Source organism: Nonomuraea sp. B208, from assembly GCF_057536035.1.
In genome coordinates, this window is the sequence record NZ_BAAJOU010000027.1 from 789,105 (window position 1) to 805,152 (window position 16,048).

Consider the following 16,048-nt stretch of genomic DNA (forward strand, 5'->3'; position numbering starts at 1 on the left):
GCTGCTCCCGAGGGCAGGCGCTATCTGCGTTTTATGATGATGCGTTGCGGGCCGTTGACGTTGTTCCCGCTGCCTCCGGACAGGTTGTTGGACTTGTAGGAGTCGACCACGTTCGAGAAGTTTCCGCTGTCGATCGATTTGCCCTTGCTCCAGTAATTGCCGAACTTTCGCGAGTTTCCCTTGTTCTTGGGATGGCCCGCCTTCGCGGAAACATGGGCCGCCTCGTGAGTCGACGATTCGGCGGGCAGGGCCGGGGTCGTCGCGGCGAAGAACGTCAGGCCGAAAACGGCGATGGCCAGGCCGGTCATGTTCACGTGCTCTCTCATTCCACCCGCCCGGTCACCGCAGGGTCTGGGATCCGTTGGCGTTGTTGCCGCTGTCGGTGGCGTTGTTGCTGTTCGTGGAGCCGTTCACGTTCGAGAAATTGCCGCTGTTGATGGGATCTCCTTCGCTATGGTAATTCCCGCTGTTGGTGGAGTTGCCGCTGTTTTCTGCCCCGTTGACGCATTTCGTGGGAGAGTTGGACGAAGGAGAGTTGTAGTTGACCAGCCGGTTGCCGCAGAAGACCGCCGGAACCATCGACAAGATGGTGCCCAGGTCCGCGCCCACCAGGCGCGCCAGCGGGGAGGGCTCTTGGGGCGCCGGTCGTGCCGCCGCGTCGCTGACCGCGGTGAGGGTCATGCTGGACCCGGTTATTGTCACGACCGCGGCAAGCCGAATCAGGATTTTCTTCATAGGCCCCATGTCCGCCTCCGATGCTCAGTGACAGGTCGGTTCACGATCGCCGCCGAGCGTATAGCTCACGATGGAGCGTGGCCAATGATCCGGCGCCGTGTCGGCTTTCTCAGTGAGCCTTTTTTATCCTGGGTAACGGCCCTCTTCGACGCGCGCCTTCAAGGTCGCGACGGGTACGAGCGGCGGTCACATCGTGAACGGCGCCCGCAAGCGCGGGTGAGGAAGGTCGGCTGTGTCAGCAGTAGTGCTGTGCTCTGGCGGTGAACTCGGCGGCGGAGAGCTGGACATCGACCCCGTCCGGGTGATGTTCGGCGTGGTTCTGAACGAGGATGCTTCCGGCCGTTATCTTCTCTTTGGTGTCGTTCGTGAAGGTGACGTCGGCCATTCTCGCGTGGGTCGTGGCGTTGTAGGCGCCGGCGACGTACTTCTGGCCAGGCCGGAAGTTCAGGTCGCCCTTGAGCAGGGACCATCCCGGCGGGATTCTCTCCAGGTCCAGGGAGGCCGTGGTCCCGGACAGTTTCGGCGCTTTGAGGTCGGCTTGGTCCTCAAGGTCGCCGTTGACTTTGCGATAGATGATCACGCCGTCCGGAGGCTGCCCGCACCATGCCGCCACCACCGCCATTCGTCCTTCGGCGTTGACGGTGATCCCGGTGACGCCTCCAGCGGCTGGGCTCGTGGGGACGCAGCCGGTGGCCGTGGCGAGGGCGAGGAGGCCGAGGATCTTCCGGACCGGATGCCTGTACGCCTGCGTTCTCACTGATCGCATCATCTTTCGGATAGTGACACCTGGATATCTCGGATTGAGATGCGCTGGGTCACAGGCTGGCCGATGGTGATCGGGATGTCAGCACGACGAGCAGGCCCGCCGTGATCAGCCCGCCGGCGTGCAGGCAGAGCGTCGGGACGATGCCGAGGCGTTCGCCGAGCACGCCCGCCGACACCATCCCGAGCAGCGACGTGGTGGCCTGGGCGCTGCCGAGGAGCCCGAAGACCGCGCCCAGCCGGTCCTCGCCGGTGGCCGTCTGGGCGAAGGTGGTGAGTCCCGCCATCGCGGCCGCGGCCGGTAGCCCGGCCAGGGCGATCAGCGCGATGGCCAGCCACAGCTCACGCGTCAGGAGCGGGTAGGTGAACAGCGCCAGGTCGGCCAGGCCGAAGACGACCGTTCCCCATCCGAACAGCGCGCGCGGCGTGGCGTACCCCGGGCGGGCGGCGACCGCCAGGCCGCCGGCGATCCCGCCGACCGCCTGCGCCGACAGGAACAGCCCGTACGCGTCTCCTTCCCCGCCCAGCACATCTGCCACGAACGGCGCCGCGAGCGTCGCGAAGATGCCCTCGCCCAGCCCTGTGATCACCATGTACGTCACCAGCAGGCGCACGCCGGGGTCGCTCCTGGCCAGCCGCAGCCCGGCGACCCACTGCCCGCCCATGGTCGTCGCAGCCGTGGCGCGTCGGGCGGGCGTACGCAGGCGGGCCAGCAGGAGTGCGGAGATCAGGAAACCGGCCACGCCGATCCAGACGACGGCGGCCAGCCCGCCCGCACCGACCGCGACCCCGCCCGCCAGCGCTCCCAGCAGTCTGGCGGCCTGGCCGCTCTGCCCCTGCAACGCGTTCGCCCTGACGAGCTGCGAGGCGGCCACGATCTGCGGCACGAGGGCCTTCTGCGCGGGGAACAGGACCGTGCTGATCACGCCCGTCCACAGGGCGACGGCGTAGACGATCCACACCTGTCCCGGTTCGCGTACCGCAAGGAGAGGCAGCAGCCCCAGGCCGAGCAGCACGTCCGTGATCACCAGCAGCCTGCGGCGGTCCCAGCGGTCGGCGAGCACGCCCGCCAGTGAGCCGAGCAGGACGTCCGGCAGGCGGCCCGCCAGCAGCATGGTGGCGCTGGACAGGGTGGACCCGGTGAGGACGTAGACGTGGTACGCCAGGCCGGCGCCGATGACCCAGTCGCCGGTCTGCGAGATCAGCCCGGCCGTGAGCAGCCGCCGGTAGTCGCGGTTCTTCCCTAACAGGCCGCCGATCCCGGTCGGCGCCTCCCCTGCCGGTTCCTCTCCCGGCAGGGTGGCGTCCCTGGCGTCAGTCACCGGTGCCGGTGGCCGGGAGCGGGACCAGGAGGGTGGTCAGCAGGACGGGCCGGGCCCCCTCCGGCCGCTCGGACGGGTCGGCGATCCGCGCCATCAGCGGCTCGAGCAGCCGGTTGAACCCGGCGTCGAACGAGGCCAGTTCGTCGGGTGTGACGTAGAGGTAGGAGCTGCCGATCCCGCCGGCCGTCCGCCATTCGTCCGGCTCGTCCGTACGGCGCTCCTGCCACTCGGCCAGCCGGGACAGCGCCCGTTCGGCGATGACCCGTTCCAGCAGGCCGCGGGCGGCGGATGCCTCGGGGGTCGATGCGGTGTCGGACCACTCCTGGGTCAGCGACGTCGCCTTCCACGGCCGCTCGCGTTCGTCGCGCGCCTCGGCCTGCTCCACGAAGCCGTACTTGGCGAGTTGCCGCAGGTGGTAGGAGGCCAGGGCCTGGCTGATGCCGACCTCGCGGGCGGCGTCCGCGGCGGTCGTGGCGCCGGCCCGCATCAGCAGCTCGTGCAGGGCCAGGCGGACGGGGTGGGCGAAGGCCCGCATGGCGGCCGGGTCGTCGAGCACCCGCCGTGACCGCTTCCTCCAGGATTCCAAAGACATGCTTGGAATCCTGGGTCGGCCGGGTTCCAATGTCAAGGAAACCTTTGGAATATGGTGCACGAGACGATCGGTACGAAGCCGCGTACATCCCGGCGCCGACACCCGCCACAACCCACGCGGTACGGACGCCGTACCGGAACGGCACCCCAGGCGGACGACAGGCCGCCGGCCCCGCGCCTACCGTCGGGCGCGACCGAAACCCCGTGAGGCGGAGGACCCTGTCCGATGAGATCCAAGACCCTCGGCCTGTCGCCGATCGCCGTCCTGGCCCTGGCCGCGCTCGGCGTGCCCAGGGCGATCGCGCATGACCTGGGCCTGGTCGGCCCGGTGGTCAACGCCCTGCTGGTGTTCCTGCCGATCGCCGTCTGGCTGGTCGTCGTGCTGCGGAGGCGTGTCCCGAACCCGTTCCTGACCCTGCTGGCGATCGGCGTCGCCTATGGTGTCCTGCTCGGCGTCACCCACCAGGTGCTGTGGTCGGCGTCCTTCGGCGATGATCCGCCCACTCTCGGCGGCAACCTGGCGGGCGCTCTGTCGCCGGCGATGGAGGCCGTGCTGCTGCGCACCTTCGCCTTCGGCAGCAGTGTGCTGACCGGCGCGGGGGTCGGCGTGGTTGCCGGCGTCGTCGGCTGGGTCGGGGCGCGGCTGCTCCCTGCACCGCGACGCTGACGCCCGGCCGCGCGAGGCCGGCGTCAGCTCATGGACGGACGATGGCTCGTTCGAGCAGATCCTGAAGGGTGCGCTGCTGCTCGGCGGTGAGGCCGGCCAGCGGTGAGTCCTGGACGAGGAGTTCGAGGAGCCGTTCGCGGAGGGCGGTGCCCTCCGGGGTGAGGACGAGTTGCTTGGCGCGACGGTCGGTGGGGTGCGGGCGGCGCTCGATCAGGCCCTGCCTTTCGAGCTTGTCGACGATGAAGGTGGCGTTGGAGGGCTCGCAGCTCATGCGTTCGGCGAGCTCCCGCATGGTCATCGGGCCGGTCAGCTCCCGCAGCGCGGTCGCCTGGGCCGAGGTGAGGCCCAGGGTGACCGCGCGTTCGCGTACGTGGACGGCGATCTGCTGGGCCAGTCCGTTCACCAGGCCGCACAGCTCCCGCTCGGCGACGGCCTGCGGTTCCGAGGACGGCGGGGACGGCGGGGACGTGGTCATGTGCCCCATCCTAGCAAGTACATCAAGCCAGAATCTTTCAAGCTTGACCATTTCAAGCTTGAAGCTTATGGTGGCCTGGCCGACGACCCGACCCCCCAAGAAGGGAACGCGACCATGTCGAACTCCGCGGTTCACCAGGACGAGCGGCTGCGGCGGCCGGCGAGGATCCGCTCGCTGTGGCTGGGCGACACGAAGGTGTCCTTCGTGCCGGACGGGGCCATCCAGGGGAGACCGCGCAGCTGGCTGCCGGACACCACCGACGAGACCTGGGCCGCCCACCCGCAGTACCTGGACGCCTCCGGCCACCTCGTGGCGAGCATCGGCGGACTCCTGGTGGAGAACGGCGACCGCGCCCTGCTGATCGACGCCGGGTGGGGCCCGGTGTCGCTGCCCGCCGAACCGGGAAGCCCGAACGGCGCCGTTCACGGTGGCGCGCTGCTCGACAGTCTGGCCGAGCTGGGCCGCAGGCCGGAGGAGATCGAGGCGGTGGCCTTCACCCACCTGCACATCGACCATCTCGGCTGGGCCTGGCACCCCGCCCCCGGCGGTGACCAGCCGGCGTTCACCCGGGCCGAGTATGTGGTGGCCGAACCGGAATGGGCCCGACGCGACCTGCTCGCGCAGGGCGTCACCGAGGAGGAGGCCACCGCGCTGGCGCCGCGCGTGCGTACGGTGGCGGACGGCCAGGAGATCTTCCCCGGCGTGAAGGCCCAGATCACCGGCGGCCACACGGCCGGGCACACCCAGTACGTCATCACCGGCGGCGGAACCCGGCTGATCGCCTTCGGCGACGCCCTCCATTCACCGATCCAGGTGGACCACCCCGAATGGTCCTGCCTCTACGACCACGACCCTGCCCGGTCCGCCGGGCATCGTCGCCAGCTCGTCGCCGAGCTGGAAGAGCCCGGCACGATCGGCTTCGGCATCCACTTCGCCGATGCGGTCTTCGGGCAGGTCCGCCGGGACGGCGCCAGCCCCGCCTGGCGCCCCCTGGACGTCTGATCCATGCCGACGACCATCACCCGCGGCCTGCCCACCCGCTCGCCCGTACGGCACTGGCCGGGAATCGCCGTGACCGCGCTGACCGCGACCGTGGCGGGGACGCCCGGCTTCACCGTCGGGGCGCTGGCCCCGGCGATCGGAGCGGACCTGCACCTCTCCCGCAGCGCCGTCGGGCTGGCCATGAGCCTCTTCTACGCCGCCACCGCCTTCGGCTCGCCCGTCGCCAAACGGGTGGCGGCGCGGTTGCCTGTCCCCACGGTCCTCGCCGTCGCGGCGCTGGTCGCGTCGGCGGTCATGCTGGTGGCGTCGCGGGCGACCGGGCCGGGGCTGCTGACGGCGGCACTGCTGGTGGGCGGGCTGAGCAACGCGCTCGTCCAGCCGGTGGCGAGCCGGCTGATCGCGGCGCGCGTCCCGGAACGCCGGCGTTCGCTGGCCGCGGGCATGGTCGGCGCGGCGCTGGGGGCGGCCGCCCTCGTCCCCGGCCTGCTCGTCGCCCTGGTCCTCCCGGCGTACGGCTGGCGGACCGCCCTGCTCGTCGCGGGTGTCGCCGCGCTCGTCCCGGTCGCGCTCGTCCCGCTGGCCCGGGCACCCGGCGGTCCGCCGCCCGTCAGGCCGAAGGAGGCCGGGGACGAGCGACGGACGGTCGGGCGGGTCCTGGTGCTCTGGGCGCTGGCCGCCGCGCTCTCCGCGACCGGCAACAACGCGGTGGCCACGTACTTCGTCGAACTGGGCACCCACTCCGGGCTGGGCACCACCGTCACGGGCAACCTGTTGTCGCTCAGCGCCCTGTTCGCCATCGCCGTACGGATCATCGCCGGGGCGCTCACCGACCGGGCTCCTCACCGCAACGCGGCGGTGATCGTCACGATGATGCTCACCGGCGGGCTCGGGCTGGCACTGATCGCGATCGGGACGGCGACGACGTTCGTCCTCGGTGCGATCCTGGCCTTCTCCGCGGGCTGGGGCTGGACCGGGCTCCTGCTCGCCACCACGCTGCGCCTGGTGCCCGGCCGGACCGAGGACGCCGGGCACACCGTGCAGATCGGCGTGTACGCGGGCGCCACCATCGCACCGTTCGCCTTCGGCGCCCTCTCCAGCGCCCTCGGATTCCCGGCCACCGCCCTGCTCGCCGCCGGGGCCGCCGTCGCCGCGGCGGCGACGATGACCGCCGGGGCGCTGCTGCTGCGGCGGGCGGGATGACGGGCGCGGACCTCACCGGGGAAGCTCGTCCGTCCACTCCGTGGTCAGCTTGATGTAGCGGTTCGACCCCATCGACCCACCCGTGACGGTGGGGAGATAACTGGTGCGGATCACCTGGGACGTCTCGGGATCGACGACCAGCCTGCTCTCATGACTCCCGCTCTGGATCAGCAGCTCCTCGCCGCCTTCGACCGCGCCCAGCCGCCGCACGCCCGGCAGCTCGGCGAGCGCGCGGAAGGCCGCCGATCGCACCTCGGCGGGCGCGGGGAGCTCCGCGATCAGCGAGGCCAGCGGCAGCAGGGCGAGGTCGCGCTCGCCGGCGGGATCGCCCTTCTGCATCGCGGTGACCTTCTGCCGCAGCGCCTCGGGGTCGGTCGGCAACGCCTCGAGATCCTCCACGGAGACCTCGGTGCCGCTGTCGGCGAATCCGAGCCAGAACGTGCCCGAGGGCTCCTTCACCACGCCGGGCCCGTCGCCCGCCTTGCCTCGGCTCCATCGCTGCCCGTCGCGCGTGGTCCAGCTCTCCCCCCAGAAGTGCCGGCCGTCCACGCTCTCCCGTCGGATGTGCCAGTAGGTCCCGGAACCCTGTCGGGTGCGCTCCGCGCTGGCGGCGGCCACGAGCAGGATGTTCCTGGCGGAGGTCAGGGGCAGGACGTCGCCGGCGGAGGCCGGTGGCTTGACGGGCGTGGCGGCCTGACCGCTGACGATCACGACGGCCGCGGCCGCGGCCGCGGCGGCCGCCGCCGCGATCGTCAGAGGTCGCCGGGAACGCCGAGGAGCCCCCGTACGGGCCATCACGGCCAGCAGCTGTCCCCGCGCGCCGGTCAGGGTGTCCAGGTCCGTTTCCGCTACCTCCGAGCGCAGCTGCCTGATCAGCTCAAGGTCGTTCATGGTCTTCTTCTCTCGTCTCGACGGGGTTGGCGCCGCCCAGAGCGTGCGCGACCTTGCGGCGGGCGCGGGACAGGCGCGACCGGACCGTGCCGATGGGCACCCGCAACGCCTGGGCCGTCTCCTCGTACGTCAGATCGCCCCAGGCGATCAGCAGCAGCACGTCCCGCTCGCCGCGGCCGAGTTTCGCCAGCGCGGCGGCCAGGCGCTGCCGGGTGGCCGATGCGGACACCCGGGCGGCCACGCGCTCGTCGAACGCCGCGACCACGGGGTCCTCGCCCGTGCGGGCCATGGCCCGGTAGCCGCGCACTTCGGCCCGGCGGTGCAGGCCGATGACGTTCGTGATGATGCCGTACAGCCAGGGCAACGCCTCCGCGCAGCCCAAGTCGTAGCGGTGGCGCGTCTCGAAAGCCCTGGTGAACGCCTCGGCCACCACGTCCTCGGCGTGGTCGGGCCCGAGGCGCCGCGCGGCGTAGCGGTGCAGGGCGGTGGCGTGCCGGTCGAAGAGCGCCGCGAAGCGCTCCGGGGTGCGCAGCGACGCTTCGATGATGGCGGAGTCGTCCTGACGATCCGCCAACCCGGCCTGGCCGCGTACCGACGGGCGGTGGTCGGGGGGATCCGTCAAGACGAGCTCCCGTTCTGAGGTGGTTGTCACGACCGTCTTTATCCGTAGGGCGCTTTGAGGTTCCCGCAGAGGCGGGGCCGGTGAGGATGATCGAACCAGCGGTCGCGCCGGGGCCGGTGAGGGCGACGAAGGCTGTGGCCGCACCTGTCGCGCCGGGGCCGGCCGCCTGCTCGCGCCCCCGCCCGGCGTCCCGTCACCGGCTGCGACGACGGCGGTGGCGGCGAACCCGGGGACGGTGAGGACGGTGGCCGGCCCGGAGGGCCGCCGCCTGCCCCGGTGGGCAGGGAGAACATCCAGGCGAGGGTCGTCCCGTAGACGGCCATCGACACCGCGAGCTTGAGCAGCTTGAGCCAGACGGGCGCGCCGGACGGCATCCGGTCGGCGAACACGAGCCCGGCCGCCGAGACGACCAGCAGGAGCAGCATCGAGGCGACCATCAGCATCAACGGTCGCTGCCACTGGGACGCCCGGCGCAACGCGGCGCGAACGAGAGACATGGGACCTCCCGGGAACGACCAGACCCACCGTCCAGGCTCCAGGTCACCGGGTGTCACCGCATTGCCGTACACCCCCTTGTCGGCAGTGAGGCCCGCCCTACCCCTGACGCCTTCTGGCGCCGTCGGTGATCCATCCGCGTGCGCCGGACGAATCACGGTCACCTCTCCAACGGAAGGGACTTCGATGGTCCAGCCACACTGGTTACGCAAGACCCTGACCGCGGGCCTGCTCCTGGCCGTGGCCGCGGGCGTCCTGACGCCCGGATCCTCCGCCGCCGCCGCGACGGCCGCCCCGCCGCCGTACGCGACCGATCTGCCCGACCTCGGCACTCCCGCCGTCGCCTACGACCGTACCTCCCAGCCCACGGCGACCGGCGTCGCCGCCCGCGGCGCCGACGGCTCGCTGCTGTACAGCGCCCGCTCCGGCTCCTCCTTCGGGCCCTTCCAGTCGCTCGGCGGGGTGATCGTCGGCGACCCGTCGGTGGTGGTGACCACCGCGGGCACCCACTTCTTCGTACGGGGCACCGACGACCAGGTGTACACCAACACGATCACCCCCTCCGGCGTCGTCACCGGCTACGCGCACGTGCCCGGCCTGACCGTCACCGGCGACGTCGAGGCGCTGGTCCCCAACCTCGCGCCCGCGGGCAGCCTGCGGATCTTCGCCCGCGGCACCGACGGCGCCGTCTGGACCAACCAGCTCACCGGCGGCGCCTGGAGCGGCTGGAGCAGCCTCGGCGGCTTCGCCACCAGCGACATCACCGCCACCCGTACCTTCGCCTTCCCGAACGACACCGTCCGGGTGTTCGTCCGCGGCGCCGACCACCGCGTCTACGTGAGCAGGGTGGCCGCCGGCGGCGTCACCCCCTTCGAGCCGCTCGCGGACCTGCGGGTCACCAGCAACATCGCCGTGGCGGAGGACGCGATCTTCGGCGGCGGCTCCATCGCCGCCCGCGGCGCGGACAACGCCGTCTGGGTGCTCAACCTGTTCACCCTGCCCTACACCTGGAGGTCCCTCGGCGGCAGCGCCACGAGCGACGTCGCCCTGAGCTACCAGGCGAACGTCACCGCCCTCTACGTCCGGGGCACCGACAACGCCATGTACGTCAACAAGACGACCGCTTCCGAGGCGGCCTACCGCGGCTTCGAGCGCATCGACGGAACCGTCACCGGCAACCCGGCGGCGTTCGGCACCGGTCCCAGCGTCCCGGGCACCGGCTTCCTGCTGGCCCGCCTCGGCAGCGGCGCCCTCGGCCTGAACCTGGAGCCCAATCCCGCCGTCCTGCCGCCGCACAAGTTCGGCGGCTACAGCCCGATCCCGGGCCCGGCCGTCGGCTGAACCACGATCGCCCGCGCCTCTCGCGAGGCGCGGGCGACCCTCCCGGCTCCGGGACCGGTCAGTCGCCGGCGGTCCAGTTCCAGCTGGCGATCGTGGTGCGCATCAGGCGCGCGGCGGTGGACAGGTGGCTGTCGGCGCCCCAGTACAGGGTGACGGTGCGGCGGCAGTCGGGGCTGTCGACGGAGATCCAGGCGGCGGTGGCTCGCGTGGCGCTGCGGAGAGCGAAGGCGGGGACGAGGCCGATGCCGAGTCCCGCGCTGATGAGCTCCGCGATGGCGGCGGGCTCGTCGCTCTCGCAGACGATCTCCGGTGTGAGTCCCCTCGCGGCGAAGAGCCGATCGAGGAGCCGGCGTTGCCAGTGCCCCTTGCGGGCGGTGATGAAGGGCTGGCCGGCGAGTTCGTCGACGCTCACGGAGGTACGGCGCGCCAGTGGATGGTCAAGTGGCGTGGCCACCCCCACCGCCTCGTCGAACAGCTTCACCGACGCCAGGCCTTCGGCGTGGATCGGCTGGGAGGCGGTGCACAGGTCGACGTCCTGCGCCCGCAGGTGGCGGGCCATGTCCTCGGCCGGTGACCAGTGGAGCTCGATCTCGATGGAGGGATGGGCCCGTTTGTAGGCCGCCAGCGGGCCGGTGAGGGTGAGGAAGGTCTCCGACGCCAGCCTCACGGTCCCCAGGCCCTCGCTGGTGGCCTCGGCGACGGCGCGCCGGCCGGCCTCCAGCTCGCCGAGGGAACGTTCGACGTGGTCGCGGAAGAGCTTGCCCGCCTCGTTCCGCACCATCCCGCGCACGCTCGCCACCGATCTGCCGGCCTGGCGACGGACGGACGCCGTCCGCGTGCGCGACTTCTCCTTCCGCGCCGGGCAACTGCACGACGGCCACGGCTGGCTGATCGGCGGGCTCCCGTTCGATCCCGCCCGCTCCGACGTCACCACCCGCCTCGGCGACGTCGAGGTGTGGCGGCTGATCGCCGACGTCCACCATCCCGTCCACCTGCACCTGGTCGGCTTCCAGGTGCTCTCGCGCAGCGGCCGCCCCCCGCTGCCGCACGACGCCGGCCTCAAGGACACCGTCGCCTTGCCGACCCGGCGAAGCAGTGGAGATCATCACCCGCTTCGACGGCTACCGCGGCCGCTACCTCTTCCACTGCCACAACGCCGAACACGAGGACATGGCCATGATGGCCAACCTCGAGATCATCTAGGGCATCGCCCGTCGAGGGCTTGGACGCGGTCCGCGGGACGGCTGGAAAACATGACACAAGGCGTCGGGTTTCGGAGCGATCATCGGTTCACCGGCGGTGCCGGTCCTGGTCCGCAGCAGGGTCTGCCCGCCCATGCTCTGCTGTCGCGCGAGAAGATGGAGGAAGGTTGACTGCGTTCGTACAGGACGTCGCAGGTGTGCGGTGCGAGACCATCGAGGTGGTGGGGGCTCGTACCAACAACCTGCGGGACGTGTCGGTGAGCATTCCCAAGGGGTGCCTCATCGCCTTCACCGGAGTGAGCGGCAGCGGCAAGACCTCGCTGGCCATCGACACCCTGCACCATGAGGCCCAGCTGCGCTATCTGGAGGGGCTTTCGCCGTTCGTGCGGCAGTACATCACGCAGCGCAACCGGCCGAAGGTCGACCGCATCCTGGGACTCGGCGCGACGCTCGCGGTCGACCAACGCCGTCTGAACCGCAACCCCCGGTCCACGGTGGCGACGATCACCGGCATCGACGGGCATCTGGGGCTGTTGTACTCGCGCCTTCCGGGCGTCGGCGCGGACCCGGCGGCGCAGGGCGGGAACGGGCACCTGACGACCGCTCACTTCGACCGCAACACGCCGGAAGGGAGCTGTGCCGACTGCCACGGCGTGGGCGGGCGCTGGCAGGCGCAGGAGGACCTGGTCATCACCCATCCGGAGCTGCCGCTCTTCGAGGGGGCCTCGCCCTGGTACGCGAAGTGGCGTTCGGGGGAGCACGCGTTCGTGCCGGCGCTGGCCGAGAAGCGGGGTGTGGATCTCGGCCTGCCGTGGCGGTCCCTGCCGGAGGAGTTCCGTCACTGTGTCCTGTACGGCACCGGCGAGGAGAAGGTCGAGGCGACCGTCGACATGACGAGCAAGAAAGAGACGGTCTCGGTGACCTACACCTCGAGCCAGCCGCTGCGGGGCGCGCTCGCCGAGGTGGAGCGGGTGTTCACGAACGCCCAGACCTCCAGCGCCAAGCAGCGCTACCTGCCGTACATGCGCAAGCAGCCGTGCGGCGCCTGCGGCGGCAGCGGCTACGACCAGGTGGCCCGGTCCGTGCGGCTCGGCGGGCTGACCTATCCCGACCTGCTCGAGGTGGAGGTACGGGAGGTGCGGAGCTGGGCGGAGCGGGTGGCCGGGGACCTGGGCGCCCGGCAGCGCGAGGTGGGTGAGCCGCTGCTGCAGGACCTGGGCCGCAGGCTCGGGATACTCGACCGGCTCGGCCTGGCCCATCTCCAGCTGTCCCGGAGCGCCGCGACGTTGTCCGGAGGCGAGTTGCAGCGGACCCGGCTCGCCGCGCAGCTCAGCACCGAGCTGAGCGGTCTCATCTTCGTCCTGGACGAGCCGGGGACGGGGCTGCATCCGGCGGACAAGGCGCATCTGCTCGACATCGCCCTGGAGCTGCGCAAGGCCGGCAACACGGTGCTCCTGGTCGAGCACGACCCCGAACTGATCGCCCGGGCCGACTGGGTGATCGACATGGGGCCCGGCGCGGGCCGCCTCGGCGGTGAGGTCCTGGTGTCGGGGCCTCCCGCGGCCGCGGCCGCCCATCCGACGTCGCTGACCGGACGCTATCTCGCCGGTGAGGGGCCGCGGCTGCGCCGGACCCGCCGTCCGGCAGGGGATGACATCGGCTGGGTGGAGCTGCACGGCCTGCGCGCGCACAACATGACCGCGAACCTGGTGCGTTTCCCCGCCGGTCGGCTCACCTGCCTGACGGGGGTGAGCGGCAGCGGCAAGAGCAGTCTGCTCGGCGCGCTCGCGGCGAGCGTGGAGGCCGCGCTGAACGGGACGAGGACGGACACGGTGCGGCAGGTGACCGGCCTGGAGGGGTTCGACTGGGTCGCCGTCGTCGATCAGGAACCGCTCGGGCGCACGCCGCGGTCCAACCCGGCCACGTACAGCAAGGCGTTCGACATCGTCCGCCGGCTGTTCGCCGCGACCGACGTGGCGCGCGAACGCGGGGTCAACGCCTCCTGGTTCAGCTTCAACACGGCGGGTGGCGGCCGCTGCGAAACCTGCACCGGTTATGGCCGCAAGCTGGTTGACATGCACTTCCTGCCCGATGTGTGGGTGGTCTGCGACGCGTGCGAGGGCCGGCGTTACAAGCCGGAGGCTTTGGAAATCAGGCATCGGGGATTGGCCATCGATCAGGTGCTGGAGCTGACCGTCGCCGAGGCCGTGGAGCGGTTCTCCGAGCCCCGGCAACTCGCGGAGATCCTGGGAGCCTTGAACCAGGTCGGGCTCGGCTATCTCCAGCTCGGTCAGAGCGCCACCGAGTTGTCCGGCGGCGAGGCGCAGCGGCTGAAACTGGCGTCCGCCATCCAGCGCGGCGCCGCAGGCCGCAAGGCCGGCCTCGTCGTCCTCGACGAACCCGTCTCGGGCCTGCACCCGTCGGACGTCCAGCGTGTGGTGGACGCGCTCGACGTGCTGCTCGACTCGGGCAACACCGTCGTCGTGGCCGAACATGACATCCCCGTCGCCGCGTCCGCGGACTGGGTGATCGACCTGGGGCCGGGAGCCGGTCCGGACGGGGGCACGGTGATCGCGGAGGGAACCCCGGACGCCGTCGCGACCGCGGACACCCCGACCGCTCGTTTCCTCCGCCGGTACGCGGCGGGCCTGCCGCTCCTGGAAGTTCGAGAAGGTGCGCGCTGCTGATGCCCTCTCACAGAGGCGAGCATGGGTGAGTCAGAGCCCCGCCTCCCGCGCCGACACCGCCTGTCATGCCGCTGACCGAGGGTTCGGTCGTTCGCAGCAGGAGCGCCAGGGCCCAGTCCTGGTCGTTGGCCAGGGGGTCCGGACGATGGGCCGGGCGGCCGTCCACGCAGCTCGGCATCACGAAGGCGCAGGTCGTACGGCCGTCCGGGGTGAAGTCGACGAGGTTGGCCGCGAAGATCGCGTCCGCGGTCCGCCGGCTCTCCTCGGTCTGCAGCTGTGCGGGGAGCCGGCGGAGGGCCACCGCGGTCAGGACGCTCCAGTAGTGCGGGAAGACGTCGCCCCACTGCCGGTCGATGCCGAACCAGTAGCCGTCCCAATGCCGGATGCCGATGTCACGCAGCCGCACGTGCGGCTGCGGCCCGCCGAAGGCCCGCAGCCACCTCACCGCGGGACGCAGTGCGGCGACGAAGCGCTCGTCGGGCCGCAGGGCGTACGCGGTCGCGAACAGGCTCACCAGCGGCGCGACCATCGACTGTTCGTACGTGACCTCGTGCGCCGGCAGGTCGGTGCCGAGGTCCACGAAGCGGTCGGCGTGGTCGATCAGGGCCTCGCGCAGCGAGCCCGCCCGCTCCGGGTGGCCCTGGGCCTCCAGTGCGTCGGCGACCCCGGCGACGGCCTCGGGGTGCCCGATCAGGAGTTGGCCGGCCGCGCCCAACGCGTAACCGGATTCCAGGAGGGACGCGGCGAGGTCCAGGTCGGCGCCGTCGCCGTAGAGATGGAACTGGTCGAGGAAGAAGTGCGCGAGCCACGGCGTGTTGTAGAGCCGCAACGGCTCGGCGCCGGGTCGGCTGCCGCGACGGACGGAGCCGTCCGGCTGGACGAGTCGTTCCCGGGCGAAGCGCGCGAACCCCCGCAGCGCGTCGTCGATCGCCTGCCGGTCGCCCCAGCCGCGCCGTCGCGCCTGTTGCAGCAGCACGGCCATCCCGGTCCGCTCGGCGCCGTCGGTCCAGTCGGGCCAGCCGTTCTCCGTCTGCCGTAACCCGGTGCGGGTGTCCACGGGGACGAACGCGTACCGCTCGGGATCCGGCCGTTCGACCGGCCGGTGTTCGTGGAGGATGCGTTCGACCCGTGCCTCGGTGAGGAGCCGGACCGGAGCCAGGAAGGCGACCGCCGTACGGCTCGTGCGCCCGTCGCGCTCCAGGTCGAGGTGCTGGACGCCGTGGCGGCTCCCCATGACGGCGCTCTCCCCGGACAGGAGCGTCGTTCCGGCGGCGAGCTCGACCTCCACCTCCGAGCCGAGCGGCGCGGTCAGCGAGGGCAGCCGCGCCGGGGCGTCCGTGGCGACGAGGAACGCCGCGCGGCTGTCGTACCAGCCGAGCTCCCACGACAGCGTGTGGCTCTCCCCCGCGGCCAGCGTCAGGACCGGCTGCCCGCCGAAAGCGTCGGGGTTGCGGGCATGATCGGTCGGGTGGACGAGGAGGTGCCCTCGGGCGTTCGACGAGGTGCGCCGGTTGCGGGACTCGACCGAGTACGCCCACAGGCTCCCCTCCCGCACGATCACCCCGAGCAGCGGCGCCGCCCCGGACATCGGCTCGGCCAGGATCCATGACCACGCGCCGCCGGTGAAGACGTGCGCGTGGCAACCGCGGGCCAACGCCGACCGCGCCCCGTCGTAGACGTCGCGTACCGGCACGTTCACGGCCAGCCCCGTGATCTCGACGGCGCGGTCGCCGGTGTTCGTCCACCGATAGGTCTCCACCCAGTGGTCGCCGTCGGTGCGGCGGTCGATGGTCAGCTCCAGGCCAGCTCGCGGCCGATGCCACGCGGTCACGCCGCCGGCGCGCCAGTCCACCGCGTTCGCGGTCTGCCATCGGCCGGACCCCTCCGGCGTGATGACGAAGCCAGAGCCCCAGGAGTGATCAGGACCATGCCATTCCTCCAGTGTCTCGCTGAGGAGGTAGACCCGGCCGGGGTCCCGGGGATGCAGGAACGCCGTCGGCGCTCCGTCGGGGCCCAGCTCGACGCCGCCCCCGCCGAACATGAACGTCTTCGTCAT

The 16,048-nt window shown here is 71.6% G+C and carries 17 protein-coding genes; 6 read left to right on the top strand and 11 right to left on the bottom strand.

The features are described 5' to 3' along the window. Window positions 1–20 precede the first annotated feature (20 nt). The 5 genes from AC27IY_RS35360 to AC27IY_RS35380 form a co-directional block, all read right to left on the bottom strand. Entirely contained in the window at window positions 21–314 is a 294-nt protein-coding gene (locus AC27IY_RS35360) for a hypothetical protein (protein WP_487180643.1), read from the bottom strand. A 25-nt stretch (window positions 315–339) separates the two neighbouring features. After that, window positions 340–735 carry a hypothetical protein gene (locus AC27IY_RS35365; protein ID WP_344207658.1) on the bottom strand — a complete coding sequence of 132 codons (396 nt, stop codon included), beginning with the start codon at window positions 733–735 and terminating at the stop codon, window positions 340–342. Between the two features lie 235 nt (window positions 736–970). After that, complete coding sequence (locus tag AC27IY_RS35370) at window positions 971–1,492, bottom strand: hypothetical protein (RefSeq protein ID WP_487180644.1); 522 nt, start codon at window positions 1,490–1,492, stop codon at window positions 971–973. Between the two features lie 58 nt (window positions 1,493–1,550). Then, the gene (locus tag AC27IY_RS35375; RefSeq protein ID WP_487180645.1) at window positions 1,551–2,819 is read right to left on the bottom strand and encodes an MFS transporter; all 1,269 of its coding nucleotides are present in this window, start codon (window positions 2,817–2,819) and stop codon (window positions 1,551–1,553) included. Beyond that, window positions 2,812–3,411, bottom strand: a complete 600-nt coding sequence (locus AC27IY_RS35380) for a helix-turn-helix domain-containing protein (RefSeq protein ID WP_487180646.1) — start codon at window positions 3,409–3,411, stop codon at window positions 2,812–2,814. Before AC27IY_RS35380 ends, AC27IY_RS35375 begins: the two co-directional genes overlap by 8 nt. Before the next feature lie 225 nt (window positions 3,412–3,636). Here AC27IY_RS35380 and AC27IY_RS35385 point away from each other — a divergent pair, with 225 nt between their 5' ends. Further along, on the top strand, window positions 3,637–4,077 hold the full coding sequence (locus AC27IY_RS35385) for a hypothetical protein (RefSeq protein ID WP_487180647.1): 441 nt from the start codon (window positions 3,637–3,639) through the stop codon (window positions 4,075–4,077). 28 nt (window positions 4,078–4,105) lie between these two features. Here AC27IY_RS35385 and AC27IY_RS35390 read toward each other — a convergent pair whose 3' ends face one another. Further along, window positions 4,106–4,552, bottom strand: a complete 447-nt coding sequence (locus AC27IY_RS35390; RefSeq protein WP_487180648.1) for a MarR family winged helix-turn-helix transcriptional regulator — start codon at window positions 4,550–4,552, stop codon at window positions 4,106–4,108. 114 nt (window positions 4,553–4,666) lie between these two features. On the opposite strand from AC27IY_RS35390, the gene AC27IY_RS35395 reads away from it, so the two are divergent. After that, on the top strand, window positions 4,667–5,554 hold the full coding sequence (locus AC27IY_RS35395; protein WP_487180649.1) for an MBL fold metallo-hydrolase: 888 nt from the start codon (window positions 4,667–4,669) through the stop codon (window positions 5,552–5,554). A 3-nt stretch (window positions 5,555–5,557) separates the two neighbouring features. Continuing rightward, the gene (locus AC27IY_RS35400) at window positions 5,558–6,754 is read left to right on the top strand and encodes an MFS transporter (protein WP_487180650.1); all 1,197 of its coding nucleotides are present in this window, start codon (window positions 5,558–5,560) and stop codon (window positions 6,752–6,754) included. A gap of 12 nt (window positions 6,755–6,766) precedes the next feature. On the opposite strand, the gene AC27IY_RS35405 is transcribed toward AC27IY_RS35400, so the two are convergent. The 3 genes from AC27IY_RS35405 to AC27IY_RS35415 are packed head-to-tail and all read right to left on the bottom strand — an operon-like array spanning window position 6,767 to window position 8,764. Next, the gene (locus tag AC27IY_RS35405; protein WP_487180651.1) at window positions 6,767–7,645 is read right to left on the bottom strand and encodes a CU044_5270 family protein; all 879 of its coding nucleotides are present in this window, start codon (window positions 7,643–7,645) and stop codon (window positions 6,767–6,769) included. Further along, window positions 7,632–8,267 carry an RNA polymerase sigma factor gene (locus tag AC27IY_RS35410; RefSeq protein WP_423449673.1) on the bottom strand — a complete coding sequence of 212 codons (636 nt, stop codon included), beginning with the start codon at window positions 8,265–8,267 and terminating at the stop codon, window positions 7,632–7,634. Before AC27IY_RS35410 ends, AC27IY_RS35405 begins: the two co-directional genes overlap by 14 nt. 38 nt (window positions 8,268–8,305) lie before the next feature. Beyond that, complete coding sequence (locus tag AC27IY_RS35415) at window positions 8,306–8,764, bottom strand: hypothetical protein (RefSeq protein WP_487180652.1); 459 nt, start codon at window positions 8,762–8,764, stop codon at window positions 8,306–8,308. A 184-nt stretch (window positions 8,765–8,948) separates the two neighbouring features. Here AC27IY_RS35415 and AC27IY_RS35420 point away from each other — a divergent pair, with 184 nt between their 5' ends. Then, the gene (locus tag AC27IY_RS35420; protein ID WP_487180653.1) at window positions 8,949–10,103 is read left to right on the top strand and encodes a DUF8189 domain-containing protein; all 1,155 of its coding nucleotides are present in this window, start codon (window positions 8,949–8,951) and stop codon (window positions 10,101–10,103) included. Between the two features lie 58 nt (window positions 10,104–10,161). On the opposite strand, the gene AC27IY_RS35425 is transcribed toward AC27IY_RS35420, so the two are convergent. Beyond that, complete coding sequence (locus AC27IY_RS35425) at window positions 10,162–10,884, bottom strand: LysR family transcriptional regulator substrate-binding protein (protein ID WP_487180654.1); 723 nt, start codon at window positions 10,882–10,884, stop codon at window positions 10,162–10,164. Here AC27IY_RS35425 and AC27IY_RS35430 point away from each other — a divergent pair. Together AC27IY_RS35430 and AC27IY_RS35435 are read left to right on the top strand one after the other, a co-directional pair. Continuing rightward, window positions 10,862–11,476: a multicopper oxidase domain-containing protein gene (locus AC27IY_RS35430; RefSeq protein ID WP_487180656.1), complete on the top strand. Its 615-nt coding sequence runs from the start codon at window positions 10,862–10,864 to the stop codon at window positions 11,474–11,476. The genes AC27IY_RS35425 and AC27IY_RS35430 overlap by 23 nt on opposite strands. Next, a complete protein-coding gene (locus AC27IY_RS35435) occupies window positions 11,473–13,992 on the top strand; it encodes an excinuclease ABC subunit UvrA (protein ID WP_487180657.1) in 2,520 nt (839 codons plus the stop codon). The genes AC27IY_RS35430 and AC27IY_RS35435 overlap by 4 nt, the downstream gene beginning before the upstream one ends. A gap of 7 nt (window positions 13,993–13,999) precedes the next feature. On the opposite strand, the gene AC27IY_RS35440 is transcribed toward AC27IY_RS35435, so the two are convergent. Next, a complete protein-coding gene (locus tag AC27IY_RS35440; RefSeq protein WP_487180658.1) occupies window positions 14,000–16,048 on the bottom strand; it encodes a hypothetical protein in 2,049 nt (682 codons plus the stop codon).